This window comes from Actinoplanes sp. TFC3, assembly GCF_001553785.1.
Lineage (GTDB): Bacteria > Actinomycetota > Actinomycetes > Mycobacteriales > Micromonosporaceae > Actinoplanes.
Window position 1 is genome coordinate 5355511 of record NZ_LOJP01000001.1, and the last position, 22644, is coordinate 5378154.

At 67.0% G+C, this 22644-nt stretch carries 18 protein-coding genes; 8 read left to right on the forward strand and 10 right to left on the reverse strand.

Annotation, left to right across the window (positions count from 1 at the left end):
* The first annotated feature begins 517 nt into the window (after positions 1 to 517).
* Positions 518 to 1174 carry a hypothetical protein gene (locus TFC3_RS37295; RefSeq protein ID WP_161952669.1) on the forward strand — a complete coding sequence of 219 codons (657 nt, stop codon included), beginning with the start codon at positions 518 to 520 and terminating at the stop codon, positions 1172 to 1174.
* A gap of 150 nt (positions 1175 to 1324) precedes the next feature.
* Here the strand turns inward: TFC3_RS37295 and TFC3_RS37300 are convergent, their stop codons facing one another.
* A complete protein-coding gene (locus tag TFC3_RS37300) occupies positions 1325 to 2068 on the reverse strand; it encodes a hypothetical protein (RefSeq protein WP_153040360.1) in 744 nt (247 codons plus the stop codon).
* Between the two features lie 372 nt (positions 2069 to 2440).
* On the opposite strand from TFC3_RS37300, the gene TFC3_RS24095 reads away from it, so the two are divergent.
* Complete coding sequence (locus TFC3_RS24095; protein WP_067504122.1) at positions 2441 to 2860, forward strand: hypothetical protein; 420 nt, start codon at positions 2441 to 2443, stop codon at positions 2858 to 2860.
* A gap of 616 nt (positions 2861 to 3476) precedes the next feature.
* Here the strand turns inward: TFC3_RS24095 and TFC3_RS24100 are convergent.
* From TFC3_RS24100 to TFC3_RS24120, 6 genes are all read right to left on the reverse strand, one after another.
* The gene (locus TFC3_RS24100; protein ID WP_067504125.1) at positions 3477 to 3872 is read right to left on the reverse strand and encodes a hypothetical protein; all 396 of its coding nucleotides are present in this window, start codon (positions 3870 to 3872) and stop codon (positions 3477 to 3479) included.
* 34 nt (positions 3873 to 3906) lie between these two features.
* Positions 3907 to 5916: a hypothetical protein gene (locus TFC3_RS24105; protein ID WP_067504127.1), complete on the reverse strand. Its 2010-nt coding sequence runs from the start codon at positions 5914 to 5916 to the stop codon at positions 3907 to 3909.
* A gap of 188 nt (positions 5917 to 6104) precedes the next feature.
* Positions 6105 to 6575 (reverse strand): alpha/beta hydrolase, encoded by a 471-nt coding sequence (locus TFC3_RS24110; RefSeq protein WP_236718282.1) that lies wholly within the window; start codon positions 6573 to 6575, stop codon positions 6105 to 6107.
* On the reverse strand, positions 6569 to 6715 hold the full coding sequence (locus TFC3_RS39585; RefSeq protein ID WP_236718283.1) for an alpha/beta hydrolase: 147 nt from the start codon (positions 6713 to 6715) through the stop codon (positions 6569 to 6571). The genes TFC3_RS24110 and TFC3_RS39585 overlap by 7 nt, the downstream gene beginning before the upstream one ends.
* A gap of 116 nt (positions 6716 to 6831) precedes the next feature.
* Positions 6832 to 9051, reverse strand: a complete 2220-nt coding sequence (locus tag TFC3_RS24115; protein WP_067504130.1) for a right-handed parallel beta-helix repeat-containing protein — start codon at positions 9049 to 9051, stop codon at positions 6832 to 6834.
* A 128-nt stretch (positions 9052 to 9179) separates the two neighbouring features.
* Entirely contained in the window at positions 9180 to 11321 is a 2142-nt protein-coding gene (locus TFC3_RS24120) for an IPT/TIG domain-containing protein (RefSeq protein WP_067504133.1), read from the reverse strand.
* A gap of 102 nt (positions 11322 to 11423) precedes the next feature.
* Here TFC3_RS24120 and TFC3_RS24125 point away from each other — a divergent pair, with 102 nt between their 5' ends.
* The 5 genes from TFC3_RS24125 (at position 11424) to TFC3_RS24145 (ending at position 15731) form a co-directional block, all read left to right on the forward strand.
* Positions 11424 to 12596: a glycoside hydrolase family 3 N-terminal domain-containing protein gene (locus tag TFC3_RS24125; RefSeq protein ID WP_236718284.1), complete on the forward strand. Its 1173-nt coding sequence runs from the start codon at positions 11424 to 11426 to the stop codon at positions 12594 to 12596.
* An 88-nt stretch (positions 12597 to 12684) separates the two neighbouring features.
* A complete protein-coding gene (locus tag TFC3_RS24130; protein ID WP_153040361.1) occupies positions 12685 to 14334 on the forward strand; it encodes a tetratricopeptide repeat-containing diguanylate cyclase in 1650 nt (549 codons plus the stop codon).
* A gap of 205 nt (positions 14335 to 14539) precedes the next feature.
* A complete protein-coding gene (locus tag TFC3_RS24135; RefSeq protein WP_067504140.1) occupies positions 14540 to 15232 on the forward strand; it encodes a hypothetical protein in 693 nt (230 codons plus the stop codon).
* Positions 15233 to 15239: 7 nt separating this feature from the next.
* Complete coding sequence (locus TFC3_RS40535) at positions 15240 to 15506, forward strand: YdeI/OmpD-associated family protein (protein WP_369819688.1); 267 nt, start codon at positions 15240 to 15242, stop codon at positions 15504 to 15506.
* A gap of 3 nt (positions 15507 to 15509) precedes the next feature.
* Positions 15510 to 15731, forward strand: a complete 222-nt coding sequence (locus tag TFC3_RS24145) for a hypothetical protein (RefSeq protein ID WP_067504145.1) — start codon at positions 15510 to 15512, stop codon at positions 15729 to 15731.
* Positions 15732 to 15846: 115 nt separating this feature from the next.
* On the opposite strand, the gene TFC3_RS24150 is transcribed toward TFC3_RS24145, so the two are convergent.
* The gene (locus TFC3_RS24150) at positions 15847 to 16590 is read right to left on the reverse strand and encodes a hypothetical protein (RefSeq protein ID WP_067504148.1); all 744 of its coding nucleotides are present in this window, start codon (positions 16588 to 16590) and stop codon (positions 15847 to 15849) included.
* A 218-nt stretch (positions 16591 to 16808) separates the two neighbouring features.
* On the opposite strand from TFC3_RS24150, the gene TFC3_RS24155 reads away from it, so the two are divergent.
* Entirely contained in the window at positions 16809 to 17780 is a 972-nt protein-coding gene (locus TFC3_RS24155) for a helix-turn-helix domain-containing protein (protein ID WP_067504150.1), read from the forward strand.
* Here TFC3_RS24155 and TFC3_RS24160 read toward each other — a convergent pair.
* Complete coding sequence (locus TFC3_RS24160) at positions 17765 to 21310, reverse strand: S8 family serine peptidase (protein ID WP_067504152.1); 3546 nt, start codon at positions 21308 to 21310, stop codon at positions 17765 to 17767. The genes TFC3_RS24155 and TFC3_RS24160 overlap by 16 nt on opposite strands.
* Before the next feature lie 211 nt (positions 21311 to 21521).
* On the reverse strand, positions 21522 to 22487 hold the full coding sequence (gene ligD / locus TFC3_RS24165; RefSeq protein WP_067504155.1) for a non-homologous end-joining DNA ligase: 966 nt from the start codon (positions 22485 to 22487) through the stop codon (positions 21522 to 21524).
* Positions 22488 to 22644: the final 157 nt, after the last annotated feature.

A 22644-nucleotide genomic window follows, 5' to 3' on the forward strand; every position in this document is an offset into this window, starting at 1 on the left:
AAGCGGCCCGAAGCGGGCCGCTCACGCCGCCGCCTGGGCGCGCGTCCGCCGCTTAGCTGGCGCACACGACGACCACGCAGGCAGCCCGTCGGCTGGCGTGCATAAGCGGATCGGGCCGCGGCGACGACAGGTACATGGGTGGTGGTGGGGAAGGAGTTGGCCGGCTGCCGACCGGGTCGGCCTGGGCGACGCGGTCGGGGACCGCCTCGCGGCCGTAGGGCGGGTCGCTGCCGTCGAGCGCCGGGGTTGGCGGCGCGCAGTGTGCCGGGCCGCTCCTCCAAGCTCAAGGGCGCTTCGCGTCGCGAGCGACGGCCACAAACCGGCCGCCCTTGACCTTGGAGCCTCTGCGACCCTCGGGCAGGTGTCGTGGGCAGGCCGATGGCCTGCCCTTAGATGGCGCGCGCCGCCAACCCCGCCACCGACTCGGTGTCAACGCCAGGTGCTGTCAAGAGCGGCTTGACGAGAGGCTCGTCAGGGAGACTCGGCAAGGGTTGCAGTGCGCCCATACCCTCGCGTTGTGTCGTCGTCGGCTACAACTCCTTGGTGGGCCATCCCGCTGGTGGCTGGTCTGTTTGCCTTCTTTGGCGTTCTCCTAGCGCAGGTCGTGACTCTATGGATTGAGCGTGGTCGCAACCGGCGCGACGACAGGCGGCGGTGGGATCAAGAGCGCCGTACGTTGTATGCCCGGATATTCGACTACGCCACGGTGAAGGCACTGGAGCGTTGTCAGGGGCGTCTTGAGACTGGAATTTGGCCCACAATGGATGAAGACGTCCTTAAGCTCCCGATGGAGCTGGAAATGCTCTCGACTTCACCGGTTCGTGCTACCGGAAAGCATTTGTTAAATTTGGTTTCGGACGTCAGCAAGTTTGCCGTAGATGACAAACTGATGGTCACAGCATCGGCTGAACTTGGAAAGCGAATGCACAGATTTATGACAGCCGTCCGTGATGAGCTTGGAATTGAGCTACATGACAGCCGAAAAGTCATCATAACCTCTGCGTCGCGGACAAGGTTGCTCAAAGCAGGTGTCTTCTTAATGCTGGCAGCTATAGGCTTCCGTGGCCCGACCAAACGTCTCATAAATCAAGAGAAGCTAGCCTTCCCAGGCTACTTCCAGGAGAGTGCTAGAGGCGCAACGGTCGATCCGGAAGTATCAGCTCCGAGTGACTAACTGGGTGACAATCGCTAGTGATTGCAGCGGACTTCCACGGACGACTGGGGACAGATCCCCGCAGGTCATCGACGTGTTGACCAAGCTCATTCAAGATCATAAGTTGCCTGGGGGTCAAGGTGTCGCGGACGCGATCGAGGCCGTGCACCTTTACTCACTCGTCTGCCTCAAGGCGCGCCGACGATCTTTCCAAGAGATGGCGTTCTCGTCGATTACTAGATTGTTTTCTGCGAGCAGAACGTCATAGTCGCTTTCGCCAAACGAAAAAGGCGGTAGCGCACGATAAAGCGCGGGGTCAGATAGTAGATCTGGAAGGCGCCTGGGCTGGTCCCAGCCCTCACGCCGCCAACGGCGGCCGGAAGGATCAGTGAACTCTAGAACCACTCGCAGTTGGTATGGAGTGAATGGACCGCCACAGCTGACCTGCTCCGAGTAGTAGCCTGGGGAGACCCCGCGAAACTCGGCTAGTTCAGACTTGCCGGGTCGGATGTAATGCAGAACATATCGCTGAGGATGACTTGGGATGCGAACGATAACGTCGAAGACGAATGCATCGCTCTCATTTGAGACGTTGATGAATAGTCGTTCGGTCTCGGGATCATCGGGATTCACTTCTGACTCGCCGATTTCGGCGATGATCATCCGCGCTCGCCAAGAGTCAGCGTCTCTCTGACGCACTTCCCGGTCGCGGGCTTCTGCTGCCTGCGTCCTGCGCTCTTCAGCATATCTGGCAGCTTCGATGCGCCGCCCTCGGATTTCAACACCAAGCAACGATGCCGCCGCAATCACTGCGAGGATGGACCCGACCCCACCTAGCATGTCACCGAGGGCACCCCACTGGTCGGCAGAATAGGCCAGCTGCATTTGGTATAGCGCCATCCCTAGATAGACCACGACACGACGGTAGTCGAAGGTCGCAACGGTGGGCTGCCAGCCCGAGCGCGGTGCCGGAGCCCTTCAATGACAGCAACGCTGACAGCAACCGGCCCGGACGACGTCGACCAGCACGAAGTGGAGTCATACAGCCGTCCGAGGTCACGGACGCGGCCAGACAGCGACGGACGTCGCGCCCAGGACTTACAAGCGAGGGGTCAAGCCGAGCCCTGCGCAGTGCCGAGCACGTGACGAGTCTCGGTGAGCCCTCGTGACATGTGACCCTGTGCTACGCATCGGTTACATGATAGACAGTTGTCCATGGGTTGGCTGGATGGGTTTAGGGCAAGAGAGCGTGAGTCGACCGCACATGAATCACGGGTTCACAGATGCGTGGGCCTGTCCGCGGTGCTCGTCCGATGCCACGTCGATACCTGGAGCTTCGTGCTGCTACAGATGACGCGGAGCTCTGGCGGCATCCTCACCCCGGCGGCGCGCTGGTCCGAGGATCAGTCGGACACGCGCACTTGGGTTGACGAAGAGCTGAAGTTGATGGACGTGAAGTTGTCTGGGCCTCGGCTGGCCGACGTGGTCCAAATGCTGTGGTATTTGCCGAACGAGCGACGAGGTTGGGGCAGGCCCGCTGGCCTCGTCAGTAAAGAGTTTGTGGTCGTCACCGGAGTCGATTCGCAGAAGGCCCAGCGGATCTACGACGCAATCGCGCCCGTCATCGAGCGAGTGGAGGTCAACTCGCCGCGGCGCTCAGAGCTGCCTACCGTGATCATCGATGACGCCATTGGCTCTACAAGCTGAGAGACTTCGTCCGACTACGCCGTTTGGGTCTCGTTCGTTGCGCTGGACTTGGGTCTAGGGACCTCCGAATCGAGAATGCGTCGTTGAGTGATGTGTCGTCCTGGCAAGCGTGAGTGTCTAACTGGGTGACAATCAAGGGCTACAACGCCGGACAACCATGGACGCTCGCGGACCGTTCGACCAGGTCAAGGGCACGGCAATCCAAGCTTGAAGGAGCATGATCGTTCCTTGACACGGAAGAGGTCACTGGTTCGATCCCAGTATCGCCCACCAGCAATACCTTGCAACCGGATGCCTCCTCGGCATCCGGTTTCTTTGGTTTACTGGACCAAGAACTACCGCACCTCGCTGGAACACGACGACGCCGGAGCGTTTCGACCGGCGATGAGGCACTTCCGGGACGATGAGCGTCCGGCTATGGAGACGGGCTGGATACCTCCGTTTCAGCCATCTTTGATCATGACGCGCCCACGAGATGCAGAGGTCGGACGTCTGCGGAAAGCGCGGACTGCGCCCCTGAGCGGTGAGAAGTCAGCGGGCAGGCTGATGGCCTGCCCGCTGAACCCTTCCTGCATCGGCGGTGCGTTACTCGAACCGCGTCAGCAACGAAACCCGGCTAAAGGTTGTTGATCCCGGCCAGCAGCTCCGCCTCGGTCAGGTTCTCCAGGACCGCGTCCTGCTTGCGACCCAGGACCTCCAGCAGCTTCTCCTTCTCCAGCTTCTTCGCCGCTGCCGCCTTCGCCGCCTGCTCCTCCGCGAGGCGGATGGCAATGACGTGCTTGACGACCTCCAGCTTGGTTTCCCAGGTCGCCTTGGCCGGGTTGGTCTCGGTGGCCACGAACGACTCGGTGCCGACGGCCTTGAGCTCGGAGTTGACGGCCTTGGCCACGTCGTCGAGGCTGAAGCCGGACTTGGCGGTCAGCGGGAGCTCCCACAGCTGTTCCGTGGTCAGCAGGCCCTTAGCCGACGGATAGCGGAACTTCTCCCGGGTGGCCTTTTCAAAAATGGTCACGATCGCCTCTTCGAAGGATGTCGGGGCAAAGGAATCAGAACTGGATGCTGACGAGGTGCCGCCGGCCGCCGGTCATGGTCACCTTGGCGACCACAGAGCTGCGGACCGTGGAGCTGAAGCCGAGACCGGACAGCTGATCCGGGGACGGCTCACACTTGGTGCGGTCGCCGAGGACCTCGAACACCTTGCGGTGCGGTTGCAGGTCGCCACGGAGAAACTCGTTGTAGATTCCCCGGGTCGGCTGGTCGTTGACGCACCCTTTCAAGATGAAGAAGTAGTGGCGGTTGCCGACCTCGTTATCGTCGAAGTAGTTCGGCGAGTACATGACGGTGGACACCGGCACAAACTGTTCGGTGGTGATGCCCCACAGGTCCTTGCCGGCGCTGCCCCGCTGCATGTCCCTACCTGGCCGGAAAGCGGTGATCACCTCGTCGGCAACCGTCATCCGGCCCACCTCGACGGTCTCCTTGTGGCCGACCGCCCGCTCGTGGCTGTAATGCTCGATTTTCCCGTTGCTCTCCGTCTCGACCACGAAGCCGACCTGGGTGCTTTCCCGCTTGTTGAACTGGTTCACCTCGATCCGGTAGTCGCCGTTGAGGATGCGGCCGGTCCAGGTGACGTTCTCCACCGGCTCACGGGTGAACTGAGCGCCCGCGTTCATGTCGACGTCCAGCTTGTTGCGCTTGTCCTTGTACCAGATGTGGTCGCCGTTGGGTTCGAACACGTGCAGGTCGAGGTCGTCGTGGTTGAACCAGGACAGGCTCACCCGCAGCTTGCCGGTGACATTGCCGCCGGCCCGCTTGACCTTCTCCTTGATCGAGTCGGTGAGGTTGCCGCCGTACGACCAACCGAAATCGTTGTCCCACTTGAACAACCGCGGGGCGGCCGGGTCCCGTCCGGTGGTGAGGCTGACGAGATGCGGTTCGTGGCTGTTGGCCACCCACAGTTCGATGTTCGCGGCGCCAGGCAGGAGGTTCTTCATGAAGGCGGCCACAGGAATCTCCTCCGGCTTCGCGTCACGAAGGTGCGGACCTGACGACCTGGCGGTGGCCGCCTGCATGAGCAGCCCTTCGAGGCCGTCCTTCATCCGCGACTGCGTGTCGTTGTCGACCCACAGCACGTTGGTGACCGACACGTCGGACAGCCGGGCGAAGCGTCGCTGCAACGACTCCTCGAGGCCCAAATCGCCGATGGTCTTCATGGCCGCCTTGACCATGGCCGGGGTGATCAACGCCGTGGGGCGCTGGTAATTCTGCGGTGCCACCTTCGTCTCGAACGACCGGACCGCATGCTCCAGGTCGACACCCGAGGAGAGATCCTGGACGAGGGTGCCGATCACCGTGTTGCGGAATCGGGCCGCCGGGTTCAGGGCGTTGGCGAAAACGAAGGCTCGCCCGTCGCTCGACTGTGCCCACCGGTTCTGCAGCGACCGGAACTCGGTCACCGCCCGGCGATGCTCCGCGCCGCGGTAGAGGGCGTTCTCGTCGATGAGGTCGACGACGGCGTCCAGAGCATGCTGGGTCAGCTCTGTCAGGCCCCGCTGGAACACCTGCACCGCGCCGTCGAAAGCGCCCCGTGCCGCGCCGGCGTCCTCGATGCGATGCCGCTTCCCCACCTGGCCGTGCAGGTGGTGCCACACCTCGACCTGGCCATCGCGCAGCGTCCGGGTCGTCTTCGTACCGTACTGCGCCTGGGTGGACCGGAAAATGCTGGACAACGGCAGCGTGCCGACAAATTCGTCCATTGCCGCGGCGACAACGGAGAAGACGGGGTCGGATGCGGACACCCCGGACCAGAGGGTGCGCACCTGGCCGTCGTGGATCCCGACGACGTTACCGAAGTTCTTGACGAACCCGCGGCAGGTCGAACAGTCGTACTGGGATCGCTCGCGGAACCGGGGATTGGCGCCGGCGGGAAAGGAATCGAGAAAGGTGAGCCAGAGTGAGTCCCGGTCGAGACCGTCGCCGACAACGTACAACTCACCCTTGGACAGTGCGGACAGACGTACGGTTACGTCCGTCACGAACCGCTGGAAATCACCCATCGTGCCGTCTCCCTTGATCACCGGAGATTTTAGGGAGCACAAGCAATCGGAGAAACGCATTTCCGGCCGTCCGCCCGGTCTTGGACAAAGCCGAGGCGGTCGGAGCCGGCTCCTGTGGCGCACTGTCTGTTGGTCGCGTTCCCGCGCTTCGCCGGCGCCCTGCAGGCCCTCCCCGCAGTGGGTGGCCGTCAACGGCGACGACCACCCACCACTTCCGCCAGCTCGACCGGCTTGCTCAGGGCCACGCAATGGCTCGCCGCAAGTTCCACGGGCACGACGGCGAGCCGGTCCTTCGCGAGCCGGCGCAGGAAGGGGGCGGGGAAGCAGCGATCCTCGGTGCCCAGCACGAAGGTGGTCGGCACGTCCGGCCACGCGTCGAGCGGCCAGGGTTGAGCGGTGGCGGCCGGGGAGGGATGGTTGCGGCCTTTGCTCATTGCTTCTTCGGCGCGTTCGCGGAGGACGTCGTGGAAGTAGGTCACATAGGGATCGTCGCTGGGCGGGTGGTTCTTGACTGCCTCGGCGTAGCCGCTGGTGGTCCACCATTCGTCCGGGGTCTCGCCGCGCTTCGGGACCATCCCGGCTACCAGGACGAGTTCCTGAACCGGGCGGCGGGCGGCTACGAGGGGTGCGGTGAAGGCGCCGAAGGACTGGGCTACCACGACGAGATCGTCAGGGAGTCGTCATCGGCGGGAAGGTCGGGGGCGATCACGGTGTGGCCATGGGATTGAAGCTCGGCTGCGACCAGGTGCCAGTACCAGCTCGAATCACCGGCACCGTGAATCAACGCGAAGGTGCTCACGGCTTCAGTGTGCGCCTTGGCGCGGGGGCCAAGTGTGCGGCTGGAGCTTGCGGATCACCGGAGGCTGCCCTGAGGTTGGCTTGATGTTGGCCCGGCACTATTGCAGCTATGAGAGATCAGGGAAGCGTGACGCTGGCGACGGACGAGAAGTCGCCGCTGCCGGCCCGGTACGCGACGACCTGGTACGAGCCCGCGACAAGGGCAGAAGACGACGAAGAGAACTGCTCGGTGGCGGTGCCGGTGACCAGGCCGAGGCGGGTGAGGGAGTGAGTTTCTCCCGCAACGGCGTCCTCGACCATGAGAAACGGCTGGACCGAGACGGCGCCGGCCGGAGCGACGACTGAATAGGAGCTGGTCACCCAGCCCGCGATGCCGTCCACGGTGGCCTTGTTCGAGGTGGCAAGGCGTGAAACCTTGCCGGCCGCGTCGGTGAAGGCCAGGCCCGCGCGAACCTTGCGCGCAGCGGTGGCGGCCTGAAATGAGGCTACTGAGGTGTAGGTGGCGCCCGCGGTGACCGGGGACTTCTTGCCGGTGACATTCATCTGCCCAGCCGCGGTGGCAGTCAGGGCCAGCGTTGAGCCGGTACGCGACAAACGGGCAGTGAAGCCTGGGGTCCACGAGTCGTCGCTACCGACCAGGTTGCCGGGGACGGTGGCGCTGCCGACGGGCAGGTCGGCGAGCTGGACGCCGTTGCGGAAGACGCGGTAGCCGGCGATCGGGTTCGTGCTGGTGGCGTAGGACTCCGACCAGGTCAGGGCGGACGAGGTAGTGGCCAGGCCGGTCGGCGCCTCGGGGGCCAGCGCAGCCGTGCGCACCGGGGTGGCCACGATGCCGGAGACCGAGTTGGCGTTCAGCGTGGCGCCGGGAACGGCCTTGGCGCCCTGATAGATGCCGTACCAGGTGGTCGGGTTGGCCTGGTTGTCGACAACCGTGTTGCCCTGCACGGTGTCGCCGATGCCCACGGTGATGGCGATGCCGGAGGTGTCGACGCGGCCGGCGCCGGTGTTGTACTCGGTCGCGCCGCCGAAGCCTGCGTTGACGACCTGGTTGCCGGTGATCGTGTCGGGCGCCGTTTTCACGGTGCTGTTTCCGTACACGATGATGCCGCTCTGCCGGGAACGCTCGATGACGTTGTCGCGAATGGTGTTGGCGCCGCCGGCTCGCACAATGTGGTCGGTGGTGCTTGTGCTTTCGTCGGCCAGGGTGCCGGAAGTGCCGCCGGTGCCATCGGAGTCGGTGTAGTCGTTGTAGCTGACCGCCACGCCGGTGGTGTAGGAGTCGAGGATCCGGTTCTCGGCCACGAGCATGCCGCGCGGGTTGGTGATGTCCTTGTTCGGCGCCATGTGCGGGTAGTTGGCGTTCGAGGAAAGCACGATGTGTGCGCCTTCGAGCGTGTTGCCGATCGCCGTGGAGCTCTGCACGCCTTCGAAGTACATGTTGCCGTACTCGTTGACGCCGCGCGCGGCTGCGACGTCCGGATTGGTGTGCACGACGTTGTTGCGGACGATTGTGCGTACCGCGTTGACGAAGTCGAAGCTGTTGCCCCGGATCGTGGCATCGAACTGGTTGCCCTCGATCACGGTGTCGTCATTGCGCCCGCCACCGATGTTGTCCTCGTCGCCGGATTCCGCGCCGCCCCAATTGTCGAAACGGTTGTCGAGCACGCGCACGCCGACGGTTTGCGACACCCACATCTTGAAGTAGCCGAGGTTGGTGAAACGCACCTGCCGCACGGTCCAGCGGTCCCCGGCTTTGATCCCGCCGCCGGTGTTTGCCGACGCCTGGAAATCGCAGTCCTGCCCCGGGCGACCCGGCAAGGAAGAAGCAACAGGCGAACCCGCGTCCGTGCGGCAATTGCCGTTCACGGTCAGATCGGAGACCAGGTTCTGACTGCCGGCCTCTTTCGCGTCCGCCGGTCGAATCAGAAAGCCGTAACCGAAATTCTTCGGAGAATCCATGACCAGGCTCGTGGCGGTCATTCCCGCGCCGCGCACGCTGACGTTCGCCGGCAGTTTCAGGCTGTTGCTCAGCCGGTACGTCCCCGGCTGCAGCAACACCGTCGCCGTCGGCTGGGTCCGCGTCGCAGCCGCCGTAATCGCCTGCGTCAGCGCCGCATAGTCGTCGGCTTCGCCGCCCTTGGGTGCGGGAGCCGCCACACACGTCGCCTCGGCCGCGCACTCCGCCGCAGTCATCGGTGCCGGGCTGACCGAGGAGGCCAACGAGTACGGCGCAGCATCCAGCAGAGGCGAGGCAGCGGAGGCCGAGGCCGGGGCGGCCAGCAGCCCGAGGGCAGCCGGCAGCGCCACAGCAACGGCGGCGACGTGGTGCAGACGCATGGGAACTCCGGGGGTGCGGTTGTGGTGCGAATCGGGTGCAACCGTACGAGACGGCTGCGGCCCTGGACCTCCGCCAAAGGGGTGATCGGGCCTGGCCGCTCGGTGGCGACCAGGCCCGGCGTGAAGGGCTAAGCGAAGGTGATGGTGCTGGCTTCGCTCGTACCGCCCGGGCCCACGAGGGTGAGGTCCAGCGAGCCGGCCGGGCGGGCCGGGATGACGACCTTGAGCTGGGTGTCCGAGACCTTCGTGAAGCCGATGACCGAGGTGCCCAGCAGCGCCTTGGTCACGCCGGCCAACCCGGTGCCGGTGATCGTGACCGAGGTCGAGGTCCTGGTGGAGCCCTTGGCCACGCTCAGCGCGGTGATGCCCGGCGGCGGCGGAGCGATCCAGGTGTACGACGAGCCCGCGGCCGATGTGCCACCCGGCGTGGTGACCTGAATGTCAGCCGAGCCGGCGGCGTGCACCGGCAGGGTCAGCTTGAGCTGGGTGCCGGAAACCTTGGTGTACGAGGTGACCACGCCACCGACCGTCACCCGGGTCGAGTCGGTGAAGCCGGTACCGGTGACCACGATGGCCGTACGGACATTGGTGGCTCCGCTGCTCGGCGTGAGGGTCGTGATCTCGGGGACCGGCGGGGCGGCATAGGTGAAATCCCCACCCGTGCTCGTGCCACCCGGCGTGGTCAGCACCAGGCTGACCGAACCTGCCGCGTGCGCCGGGAGCGTGGCCTTGAGCTGCGTCGCCGAAACCTTGGTGAAGCCGACCGTCTTGCCGTCCAGCGTCATCTTGGTGGCGCCGGCGAAATCGGTGCCGGTGATGACCACCGGGGTGCTCTTGTACGTCAGACCGCCCGCCGGGCTCAGCGAGGTGATCACCGGCGCCGGGGGCAGCACGTAGGTGAGCTGACCGGCCGGGTTGCTGGTGCCGTACGTGTTGGTGACCGTGACCGGGTAGGTGCCCACCGGGCGCCCCGGCGTGGTGAACGTCAGCGACGTCGCGGTCACCGACTTGGCCGGCGCGGCGACCGTACCGATCTTGACGCTGGTGACGCCGCCGAGGTCCGTACCCGTCAGCGTCACCGATTGACCACCCAGGACCGTGACGGACGACGGGCTCAGCGCCACGACCCCCGGGGCGGGCGGGATGTAGGTGAACTTGCTGGCCGTGCTGACCGCGCTGGTGCCTGCGGCGCTGCCGACCGTGACGTCGACGATGCCGGCGGCGTGCGCCGGGGCCACGGCCACCAGCTTTGTCACACCCCCGGTGACGGTTGGCGTGAACGACGCCGGGGTGTCACCGAACGCGACCGAGGTGGCGCTGGACAGGCCCGATCCGGTGATGGTCACCGGGGTGCCGCTGGTTGCCTTGAGCACCGACAGCGCGGCCACGCTCGGGGGGATCGCGACCGGCTCGGCCGGGGTGGTGATGCCGCTGACCGTGAACGCGCTGGTCGCCTGCTTGGCCACGAACCCCCACGACAGGTGGGCGTCGCCGCTGTTGCCCCAGTTCGGACCCCACGAGTTGCGGATGAAGACGCCCTGGGCGTCGTAGCCGTAGACGGCCACCATGTGCCCGCCCAGGTTCGAGCCGGTCGTGGTGCTGTAAAGGCTGTGCTTGCCCAGGTACATGAAGTCCCGGAACACCGGCATGCCCAGCGCCACCGGGGTGCCCGAAGCGAGCGCCTGCATGATCGCGGTCTGCGCGCCGGAGCCCTGGTTGGCCCCGTTGAACAGCCGGGTCCACCCGCTGACCCGGTAGTTCTTGGCGTTGTCGATCTCGGCCTGGGTGGGGGCGGCCTGCCAGTTCGTGGCGCCCTGCCAGTAATCGTCCTGGGTGTCGATGCCGGCGGACTGCGCGTTGGCGAGCACCCAGTCGGCAACCAGCCCGGCCGTCGGTGCACCGCCCTTGGCCACGTTGCGCATGTAGAGGAACAGGGGGGCGTACGGGGCGCCGGCGCCGTTGGTCCGGTTCGCCCAGTAGCCCATGATGCTGTAGCCGATGCTCCAGGCCACGCAGGCGCCGATCTGCCCCTGGTCGCTGACCGCGGGGGCATACTCGCGCAGGTCGACGCTGGCGGGCAGCACCTCCTGGGCGCGGATCCCGGCGCTGGCAACTTTGCGGCCACCGGTGGTCAGCAGGCCACCGACGGCGTGGGGAAGGGCCGTAGCGGCCTGAGCGGGGGTGGCGGCAATCGAGACGGGCAGCGCGGTCAGGACGACCGCGGCCAGCACCAATCGGCTCCGGCGTAGCGCGCGGGGTAGCAGGCGCATCCGTGAGTCCTTCCTCAAGGTCTGACAAGGCCCGCCCCATCGGCTCGGTTGAGCCGAACCTGAGGTGAACCAGAGGAAGCGGGACCGGCTAGCGTGAGGCCGGTGCGGAATCCCAGGCGTGCCCGATGGCTGATCGCGACGATGGTGCTGGGTCTGGCGGCGTGCTCGCCCCGGGCTTCCTCACCGGCTCCGGAGGCGTTCACCCCCAGCGCTGTGCCGGTGCCGGGCGCGTCCCCGTCGGCGGTTGACTGCGTGACCCGCACGGTGGCGGGGATGTCGCTGCCGGAGCGAGCCGGGCAGCTACTGATGATCGGTACGCCGGTCGGGTCGCCGCTGGGCCTTGGACGTACCGTGAAGCAATTGCACTTGGGTGGGATCTTCCTCGCCGGGCGAAGCACGAGGCCGGCTGCGGAACTCAAGGCGGATATCGCCACGCTCACCAAGGCGGGCACGGTTCCGCCGCTGGTCGCGCTGGATCAAGAGGGCGGCAGCGTCCAGACGCTCAAGGGCAAGGACTTCCCGCTGCTGCCGTCCGCACAGCGCCTGGGCGACGGGCCTTCGGACAAACTGCGCGATACGGTACGACAAAGCGCACGCGGCCTCAGCACCATCGGGATCACGCTCAACCTGGCCCCCGTCGCCGACACGGTCCCCGACGACCTCGGCCTGGCCAACCCGCCGATCGGAGCGTTCCGCCGCCAGTACGGATCGGACCCCAAGAAGGTGGCGGCCGCCATGACCACTGTCGTGCCCGCGTTCCAGGACGAGGGCGTGCTCACGGTGCTCAAGCACTTCCCCGGCCTGGGCCGCGTGCGAGCCAACACCGACGTCTCCGCCAACGTGGTCGACGCCCAGGCCAGCGCCACGGATCCCTATCTCGAACCCTTCGCCGCCGGCATCGAAGCAGGCTCCACGGCGGTCATGATCGCCTCAGCCCGGTACCCCCGCCTCGACCGCTCAACAATCGCCGCCTACTCCAAGCCGATCATCACCGGCCTGCTGCGCGACAAACTGGGCTTCCAGGGCATGGTGGTCTCCGACGACCTGGGCGCAGCCGACGCAGCAGCCATCGTCGCGGTGGGCGAACGAGCGGTGCGCTTCGTGGCCGCGGGAGGCGACCTGACGCTGACCATCCGGCCTGAGGACGCCGAACCGATGGCTGAAGCTCTGATCGCCGAGGCAAAAAAGTCACCCGGCTTTGCCGCCCGGGTGAGCGACGCAGCCCGCCACGTCCTGACCGCCAAAGCCCGAGCAGGCCTGCTGAGCTGCAGCTAACCGCCCTCAGCCGCAGCGGTCTGCAAGAATCTGATCGATGCGGCCGAAAACGCTCAGGCTCGGGGTACGCCGGGCGATGGTGTGCGACATGAGCGGCACGAGCCTCGCCGAGTCGCCGCGGTCCCCGGTTACGGCGGCCGCGGTGCAAGTCACCGCCCTGCTCGACCAGGCGGAAGAGGCGCGGCTGCGCGGCGACTACCGCGCCGGGTCGTCCCTGGCCCGCCAGTCCGCTGCGCTCGCCGCGTCCGCCGGGGACGGCGCTGGGGAAGCCCGTGCACTGCGGTCCATGGCCAACCAGTTGCTGCGCCTGGGTGAGCAAGAGGCCGCGGTCACCGCGTGCCGGGAGGCCGTCGCGGTGCTGGAAACGCTGCAGGACGACCCGGCGATCTGCGAGGTGCTCACCGCGCAGGCGATGCCGCTGACCGACCTCGGCATGCACGAGGAGGCCCTGGAGGCGCTGGCCCGGGCGTACGAGATCGCGCAGAAGCTGGGCGACCGGACCCTGTTGTACTGGGTGCACAACCGCACGGGTGTGGTGCACGGCAGCATGGGCGACCGGGACCGCAGCACCGCGTGTCTGATGAAGGCGCTGACCATCGTTGAGGGCATGGATGACGAGGCTCGCTTCTGCATCCTCAACAACCTGGGCGACAACGCCGTCTACCAGATTCCGCTGCTGCGCGCCGACGGCAACCACGCGGGGGCGCGGGAGACGCTGGACAACGCGCTGACGTACGTGGATGAGGCTCTGCAGCTTGCCCGGGATGCCCGGCACCCGTACCGGGAATCGATCTGCCTGGACAACTACGGGATGCTGCGCGCGCTGGACGGCGACTTCGAGAGTGCCGACCGGATGATCGAGGATTCGCGGGCCATCGCGGTGATTCACGGCTACCGCTCGCTGGAGTCGGCCGCGCTGCAGCATCAGGCGCATGTCCGGTTGATGCGCGGCGAGTGCGCCAAGGCCATCGAGGGACTGCTCGAGGCTCTGGTCCGGGCCGCCGACGCCGGGGAGACCCCGATGATGATGGAAATTCATCGGGAGCTGTCCGACGCGTACGAACAAGTCGCCGACTTTCCCGCCGCCTTGCTGCACTACAAAGCCTTCCACGCGTTGGAACGCACCGCCCACAACCACGTCGCCGCCGCCCGTGCCCGGATGGCCGTGCACCGTTTCGAACTGGACAACGCCCGGCTCGAAGCCGAGCTGGCCCAGGTGCGCAGCGCCGAGCTGGAAGTCGCAACCCTGGCATGGCAGCGTCAGGCCACCGAGGACCCGCTGACCGGGCTGCCCAACCGGCGCTACGCCGAGGCCCGGTTGCCCGAGATGCTGGTCTCCGGCGGTTCGCTGAGCGTGGCGATGGCCGACGTGGACCTGTTCAAGGGGGTGAACGACCGGTTCGGGCACTTCGTCGGCGATGAGGTGCTGCGCCAGATCGCGGCGGTACTGCGCGACAACGTGCGCGACACCGACCTGGTGGCCCGCATGGGCGGCGAGGAGTTCATGGTTGCCCTGGACGGGGTGGATGCCGGCGAGGCCCGGGCACGCTGTGAGATCTTGCGGGCGCAGGTGGCTTCGTACCCGTGGGAAGGTCTGCAGCCCGGTCTGCGCGTGACCATCAGTTTCGGCCTGGCCGTCGTGCCCGCCGCCGGCGATCTTCCGGCCGCCATGGTGCTGGCCGACCGCCGGTTGTACGAGGCGAAGCGAGCCGGGCGCAACCGCGTCAAGGGTGACTGAGGCCCACGGCCGCATCGTCGGCGATCCGACCCGACGACCACACGTTCCGCCTGGTCGACCTGCTGCTGATCGCGTTCGAGGGTCGCAAGGAGCTGCTTGCGCCGCTGGGGGACGCGGCACCGGCGGCCTGACACGAGCGGTGACGGCGGCGGCACTGTGTGGTGATTGCGTACGGTTCGAGTCAAGCGTCTGCCATCATGGCCGGATGCTTGTGAGTGCCCGGATGCTGCGCAGTGTTGTCGCCGTTGTCGCCGTCGCCTCGTTCGCGGGGTGCTCCGGCGACGACTCGCCCGAACCGGACACCGGCAAGATCACCGCCGACACCATGCGGGCGGCATTGCTGCAGGCCACCGAGATCGGGCCGACCTGGAAGGCGCCGCAGGAGTCGGCTGCGCCCACCGAGCTGGTGAGCATCTGCGGGGCTGACAGCGCTGCTGCGGTCGTACCGGGGAAACCGTCTGTCATTGCTTCGCCGCTGTCCGATGAGGGCACGAAGGGGGCGCAGAGCCTGACGCAGTACGCGTTGATCTACGACGATGCGGTGTCGGCGGACACGGCTGTCGCCACGCTACGCACGCTCGGTGAGGCGTGCCCGGCCAGTGTGCAGCGGCCCGCGAAGACCGGCGACCGGGATGAGCCCGCATACACCGAGACTTCGCGAACCACCACACTGGAACAGGGCTCCTGGAGTGGCTTCGTCACCGTGCGCAACAAGCAGTACGAGAAGGCGCATCCCGCCACCGCCGACACCGCAGTCGTGGCGCTCAGCCGCGCCAACGTCGTCCTTGTCGACCAGTACGCGATCTATCGGCTCGGCACGTCCGGCGCCAGCGCGAACCCCCAGTTCACCAACGACTGGCAGAAGCTGGTCGGCACCACCCTCAGCCGCGTGAAGTAACGCCGAGATCGGCTTCGCGGTGGCCTTCGGCGTGCTGCTCGACACGCCCGTGGTCCGCTCGGTGCTGGTCACCGCGCTCACCCTCGACGTGGGCCGGTGGATGTGGTGGCCCAACCGGATGGGCCGCATCCCGCAGGAGCCGTTCTGGAACACGTTGTCGTACAGCAACAAGAGCTGGCATGTTCTGCAGCTCACCGGCGCGAAGACCGCGGAGACCCGGGCCCGCCGCCTCGACAAGTCGATCACGCTGCTGGCCAGCGGCAAGGCTCGCTGAGAGATGGGCGCCAGCTATCAGACGATCCTGACGACCGTCCGCGAGGGCCGGGCGTACCACGACTACCTCAGCGACCAGTCCTACCTGGAGGACGGCTGGGACGAGGACGACAACGAGATCAAGTTCGACTGCCTGGGCCGCATCTATCCCCCGGCGCCACCCGCCCACCGGTGCGTACGGCGCCGACCCGGCCGCGTTTCTCCCGCTGGGCGTCGGCTCGGTTGATCAGGCGGAGCTGGGCGCTCTGCTCGCCGCAGATCAGGGGTTGACTGCCGACGATTTGCACGTGTCATTGCTTCTTCAGCGCTTCTGCGGCCTTTGGGCTCTTGGGAAGCTGCGTTCAGGAGTCCAGCCAGCCGCAGTCGGAGCAGACGTCGAAGCCTCGGAACTGGGCGAGCCGGCGGCGGGTGCAGACCGGGCAGGCCACGTGGTAGCGCTCGGGATGCCCGGCGCCGAGGGTGGAGGCCGCCACCACGGTGAAGTACAGCCGGCGCTGCCACAGCCCGTCTCCCGGGTCGACCGCGAGGATGCCCGCGCGGGTGTGCACGTCGAGGCGGGCCATCACGCGGGTGTCGGCGCCGGCCGCCGGCGGGATCAGCAGCAGAGCGGACACGTCGGCGGGTTTGACGTCCTCGAGACCCGAGATCATCCGGGCGTCGCGGCGTACGCCCTCCGGGCCGAGCGGCGAGACCGGCAGGTCGGCGCACCATGCCGGGCGGGGGCCGGGATCGGACTGCCCGAGCCGGGTCCGGAACACCGTCCACAGCCCCAGATGCTCCGAGCCCACCACCCCGATCTTGACGTCGCTGCCCCGCTCGTCGTTGAGCCCGACGAGCTGTGGCCCCCACTTGGCCGCCCGCTGCGCCGCGGCGACCGCGATCCCCAAGCCGGGGAACAGGATGGCCGCGACCACCTCGGTGAAGCGCCACAGCCCGCCGCGCGCAACGTCCCCGGCTATCTCGTCGCAGCGGGCCGCCGCCCATTCGGAGACCCGGCGCTGCTGCGGGCGGTCGGGTAGCTGGAAGCGCCGGTGCACGGGGGACGAGCCGCTGGGCTCGAACCAGGACTGCGGCTGTGCGGGCATCGACACATGCTGTCACCGCCCGTCCGTGCGCGGCTACCGCCCGAGCACCCCACCGGACCCGGGAAACCCCGTGTGACCTGCAAGATCTCCCGGTCCGGTGAGCACGCGAGGTAACCCGTTCGGGTTAAAGAGCGCTGGCGCAGAGCAGGCGGTTCGGGGAGCCGGTGCCGGGGCTCGTGACTATCCGCGCGGAGCGGGGGGTTCGTACAGTGGCTGCCATGGAGCCTGATCTGGGCCTGCTGTCGGCGACTGAGCAGCACGCATACCGGTTGCTCGTTCGCCTCGGCGGCGCCCAACCCGAGGATCTCGCCGCGCACGACGCGATGTCGGCCGGCGAGGCGGCGACGGCGCTGGAAGGGTTGCGGGCCAAGGGATTGGCCGGTCCGGGGCCGGTGTTCCACCCGCTGCCGCCGGATGTGGCACTTGGCGACGTACTGCTGCGACGGCAACAGGCTCTGGAGAACGAACGGCGTACGGTGGCTGCGCTGAGCGAGGACTACCGCAGCCACACCCGGCGGCGCAGCTCGGAGCATCTGGTGGAGATCGTGGTGGGCGCCACGGCGCTGCGCCAGCGGCTGCGCGAGATGCAGGACTCGGCGCGCGGGGAGATCCTCTGGTTCTGCCGGGCGAACCCGCTGGCGATGGCCGGTCCGGAGAATGCCGAGGAGGGTTCGGCGCTGGATCGGGGGGTGAGCTACCGCGCCATCTACGAGCGGGAGCTGCTGGAATTGCCCGGCGAGTTGGAGAGCATCCTCGACTCGGTGGCGCACGGCGAGGAGGCCCGGACGTTGCCGGAGCTGCCGGTGCGCCTGGCGATCGCCGACCGGTCGCTGGCCATTTGCCCGCTCGTACCGGATGAATCTCGTGGGCTGGGGGAACCCACGGCCGCGCTCATCCGGTCGAGCGAGTTGCTTGACGCCATGGTGGCGCTTTTCGAGAGCTATTGGGAGCGCGCGACGCCGCTGGTGGCCGAGGCGTCGCGCGCGGATCTGCAGCAGTCCGAGGTGCTGCTGTTGTCACTGTTCGTCTCGGGCATGCCGGACAAGTCGATCGCCACCCACCTGGGAGTGAGCAAGCGAACCGTGCAGCGCCGGCTGGACCGCCTGATGGACCTGGCCGGCGTGGACACCCGCACCGGCCTGGCGTTTCAGGCGGCCCGTCGCGGCTGGCTCGCTCAGCCCCGCCCGTAGGCCCGGATCACCGTTTGCTGGAGAGTGTTACCCGCGGTGTCCTGGGCGGTCACCCGGATGGACACCGGGGTGCGCCCCGGCGGCACCAAGACGGTCGAGCCGGCGAGTACTGCAGGCTTCCACGACCGGCCGTCATCGGTGGAGATCTCGGCTCTGCGGGATTTCAGCTTGGCCGTGAAGGACAGATTCAGCCCGTACGGCCGTACGTCGTAATCCACCCCCAGCAGCGGCAGCTTGCCCTCGCCGTTCGACGTGAACGTCCACTCGGTGTCCGTGTGGGTGCCGTAGATCCAGTCCTCGTTGCTGCGCGCCGTGCTCACCTTGAACCGGTAGCTCGCCATGCCCGGCGTGGTTGTCACGTTCTGCTCGCCGCTGGGGAATTCCCCGATCAGCTTGCCGTCGCGCCACAACGCGGCCGAAACCCGGTCCCCGCCCACCGCGGTCTGGTAGTGCCCGTCGCCGTCCACGAACTCCGGCACCTGCAGATGCAGCACGTCGCCGGCCCGATACGAACCACGGTTCGACGGTCGCACCACCGGACCCACCCACGTCTCGGCGCTGCGGCCGGGGCGGTAGCTGGTCACCGGCCCGAAGAAGCCGTCCTGCAGCTGTCCCATGGTGTTCGACGGGTAGACATGGGCCACCTCGTGCTGCCACAACGAATCCCCGGCCGACACCCACTCCTCGCGTGCCGATGGCGTCTTCACCGGCCGTGACGTGTCGTTCCACGCGAACGTCTGCCAGGGTCGCCAGGTGAAGCGCTGCTCGCGTACCCAATCCAGACCGCCGTTGTGTGCGTAGCGCGACGTGATGCGCTGGCTGTTACCCGCCGTGACGTGGTGGACGATGCGATCGGGAATGCGGCCGGAGGACACCTGCTGCACGTCGTAAAGGAAGGGGCTGGAGGTCGTCAGCGTGAGGTCCAGCATCGAGGGCGCCTTGCTCAGCAGCCGCTCGCCGTCGTCATGCGCGACGGTGAGACCGACCACCGGGTACCGGTCGGCGGCCCCGGCCTGCGGGTTCCACACCGTCCACGCCGACCACCCAGCCGGGCGCACCAGCAGCGCGACAGCCGCTCCGGCCTTACCCGCGGCAGCGATCTGGGCAGACTCGTCCGCATCGGTCGGCGCAATGAGCACCGCCTTGCCCCGCACATCCCCGGCACCCCACTTCACCAACGGATAACGCCGCGTGCCGGCAAAGACCGGAGACAGATTCATCAGGTACGAGGTGAGTGCCGCACCGACGCCGGGAACCTTCAGCTGCACCATAGGCGCCACGAGCTGCCAGCGCGACGAGAACTCGAAGGAGCCCTCGGCGACCTTCTTCGTCGGCGTCACGTTGACCTGCTTGATGGTGCTGAAATGCATGACACCGTGCGAGATGCTGCGTCCGGTGCCGGTGACGCGGTGCACGTAGTAGCTGATCACGTTCTGCTGCTCGGCCGGGCGCGGCGTCACGATCCGGATCGGGTTGCCCCGGCGCGCATCGACCAGCACGGTGATGTCGTGGTCGACCTTCAGCTCCGGGATCGTTACGAACGTGGCCTGCTCGCGGTCCGGGGTGTTGTCCTCGACGAGCGCGTCCAAGAAGTAAGCACCCTCCTGCAGCTCGTAGGTGTTGCCCTCGGAGCCCAGCCAGCTGAGGGTGTCGAACCGGCTGTCATCGCCGCGCAGGTTGAGCACCGGAACCCCGGTGGGTCGTCCCGAACGGTCCACGGCCTTGACGGTGACCTTGTGGGTCGGCCCCGTGACGACCGCGCCGACCGCGGTGGTGACGGTGATGCCCGGGGCGGCTGCGGTGATCCAGCCACTGAATTTGCCCGGCTTGAGCCCACCGAACGCCACCGTCGCCGAGACGGTGGCCGAGCCGTTCGCAGGAACGGTGATCGTGGACGCGCTGAGCTGCACCGCCGCAGGCTTCTGCAGGTTCAGCGTCACCGGTGCTGCGCCGTCGTTCGTGTACGTGAGGGTCTTGGCTTGACTCGGATCGCCGGTCTTGTGTTGTCCGTAGTCGGCGATCGGCGTCCCCGTGACCGGCTGCGTGACCGCGCGAGCCACGTCGACGCGGCCGGCGCCTTGGGCGTACACGTCGGATCCGGGTGTGGTCCTGGCCGTGCTCACCAGCGCTTCCTTGATCCGCTGCCCGGACCAGTCGGGGTGTTCTTGCGCGAGAATCGCGGCAGCCCCGGCCACATGCGGCGTCGCCATCGACGTGCCCGAGGCCGCGGTGTAGAAGGCATCCAGCGGCTCCCCCATGCTGGTCCCAGCCGCGCGAGCCGCCACGATGTCGACGCCCGGCGCGGTGATCTCGGGCTTGAGACCCAGGTTGCCCACGCGCGGGCCCCGGCTGGAGAAGGGCGCAAGCTGGTCCTGCCGATCCACGGCGCCCACCGTGAGAGCATCGGCGGCGGCACCGGGCGTGCCCACCGTGGAATCCGCGCCCTCATTACCGGCGGCGATGACGAACAGCATGCCGGTTGACTCGCTGAGATCATCAACGGCAAGGCTCATCGGATCAAGCCCATCGGTCGCCTCCCCGCCGAGACTGACGTTGACAACCTTGGCACCCTGCTCGGCGGCCCACTGCATACCCGCGATGATCTCGGACTCGTAGCCGGTACCGTCATCCCCGAGCACCTTGCCGATGAGCAGGTCGGCGCCATAGGCAACGCCCTTGCGGCTACCCCCGGACGCCGCCCCGGACCCCGCCACGGTCGATGCCACATGCGTGCCGTGCCCGAACCTGTCCACGGCATCGGGGCTGCTGCTGAAGTTCGCGGTGCCGGAGATCCGGCCGGCCAGGTCGGGATGCGCGGCGTCGACGCCGGTGTCGAGCACGGCGACCTTGACGCCTTTGCCGGTGAAACCGCGCTGCCAGGCGGTGGGGGCACCGATCTGGGCGGTGCTGCGGTCGAGAGCCGGCTTGACCTTCGCGTCGAGGAAGATCCGGGTGCCTTCCTGCGGCTGTCGTTGGTGTTTGGCCGGCTGCTGCGCTGTTCGTTCTGCGGCTGCTTGCTGCTGGCGGATTGCGGCTGTTTGCTGCTGCCAGAAACCGGCGAGGGAAGTCTTGCCGGGTTTGACCGCCGTAGCACCGATGCTGCTCAGCACCTCCCCCGTAGTCCGCAGGCCTGAGGCAGCCCCCTGAACGATCAGCGGCAGCGAGGCGGAGTCCGCGTCGCCATACCCGTCGGCAACCAGGCGCTGCACATTGAACAGATCGGCATCCACCCGCCCGGACTCGATCAGAGGCACCGCATCAGCCGGCACCACCCGCAACCCGCCGTCGGTCTCAAAGGTATGAAAGCTGATGCGCTCCCGCCCCGCGGCCGGAGTGACGGTGGCGGCGTACCGCCCGGGCGCGGCCTGAGTCAGATTGACGATGTCACCGGTGACGAGGGTGAGCGTGCTCTGCTGAGGTTGTGGTTGCCGAGCGTGAAGTTGTGGTTCCCGCGCGGCAGCCGGACCAGCCACGGCCGTGGCTGTGCCCGTAACACCGAGCAGGACGCCGAGGAGCAGACGACCGAACATGGGGACTCCTTCTTGCGTTGCTTCGCTGCACGCATCATCGAGTCCCGATGTTCACCCCGGTGTTTCCAACCCCTGCCGCCATCTCGCCATGGCATCAAGTGGACACCGCCGCCTGGGTTTCCCTGCGGGTGGCTTGATCGTCGGCGTCAACCGGGCTCAGCCGCCCAGCGGTTCCCTCAGTCAACCTCCGGTCCGGTCTTCCCGCCCAGCGTCAGTCGGAGCCGGCGTCGGCGGGACCCTCCAGCCCGTCCTTCTCGTCGCGCTCGGCCCAGGCGAGCAGGGGCTGCAGATCGTATTCTGAATTGTCAATACCCGCGTGCAGATCACCCAGCTCGGCGAATCGCGCAGGCATCGTGAGAATGGTGAAATCGTCCGGCTCGGCGTCGTCCACCTCTTTCCATGAAATGGGTGCTGAGACGGTGCCGCGCTGATTTCCACGTACCGAATAAGCACTGGCAATGGTGTGATCGCGCGCATTCTGGTTATAGTCGACGAATAATGCCCGCGGATCCCGGTCCCGCCGCCACCAGGTCGTCGTCACATCATCGGGGGCCCGCCGCTCAACCTCACGAGCAAATGCCAGGGCGGCCCGCCGTACGTCCGAAAAGCCATGGTCGGGCTTGACCCGGACGTAGATGTGCAGACCCCGGCCGCCTGAGGTCTTCGGATAACCGGTGATGCCCAGCTCATCGAGCACCTCGTGAGCCACCTGAGCAACCCGCCGAACCGTAGCGAAATCGCATTCCGGCATAGGATCGAGGTCGATCCGCCACTCATCCGGCTTTTCGGTATCAGCTCGCCGGGAATTCCACGGATGAAACTCAACAGTCGACATCTGAACGGCCCAAACAACGTCGCCGATCTTGGTCACACACAATTCATCGGCATACCGGTTGTACCGCGGAAACTTGATCCGGACAGTCTCCAACCACGGCGGAGCCCCATGCGGCACCCGCTTCTGATGCACCTTGTCACCGGCCAGCCCCTCGGGAAACCGATGCAGCATGCAAGGCCGCTCCCGCAACGCGCGAACAATCCCATCGCCCACGCTCAGGTAATACTTCGCAAGGTCCAACTTGGTCAGGCCGAGCTCGGGAAAGTACACCCGATCCGGATGAGAAACCCGAACCGTGACCCCCCCCGCCTCAACCTCAGCAGCCGGCGGCTTAGTGGCCATGGATCACAACGTAGTGGCAAACACGCCCCCAGGTGTGCTTTGTCCGCCGCGCGCCTCCTCCCCACCGCGCACCTCCACCCCACCGCGCGCCTCCACCCACCGCGCACCTCGCTCAGCATCGTGCGCCTTCGCCCTTCCGTGCGTCATGGCTTTCGAG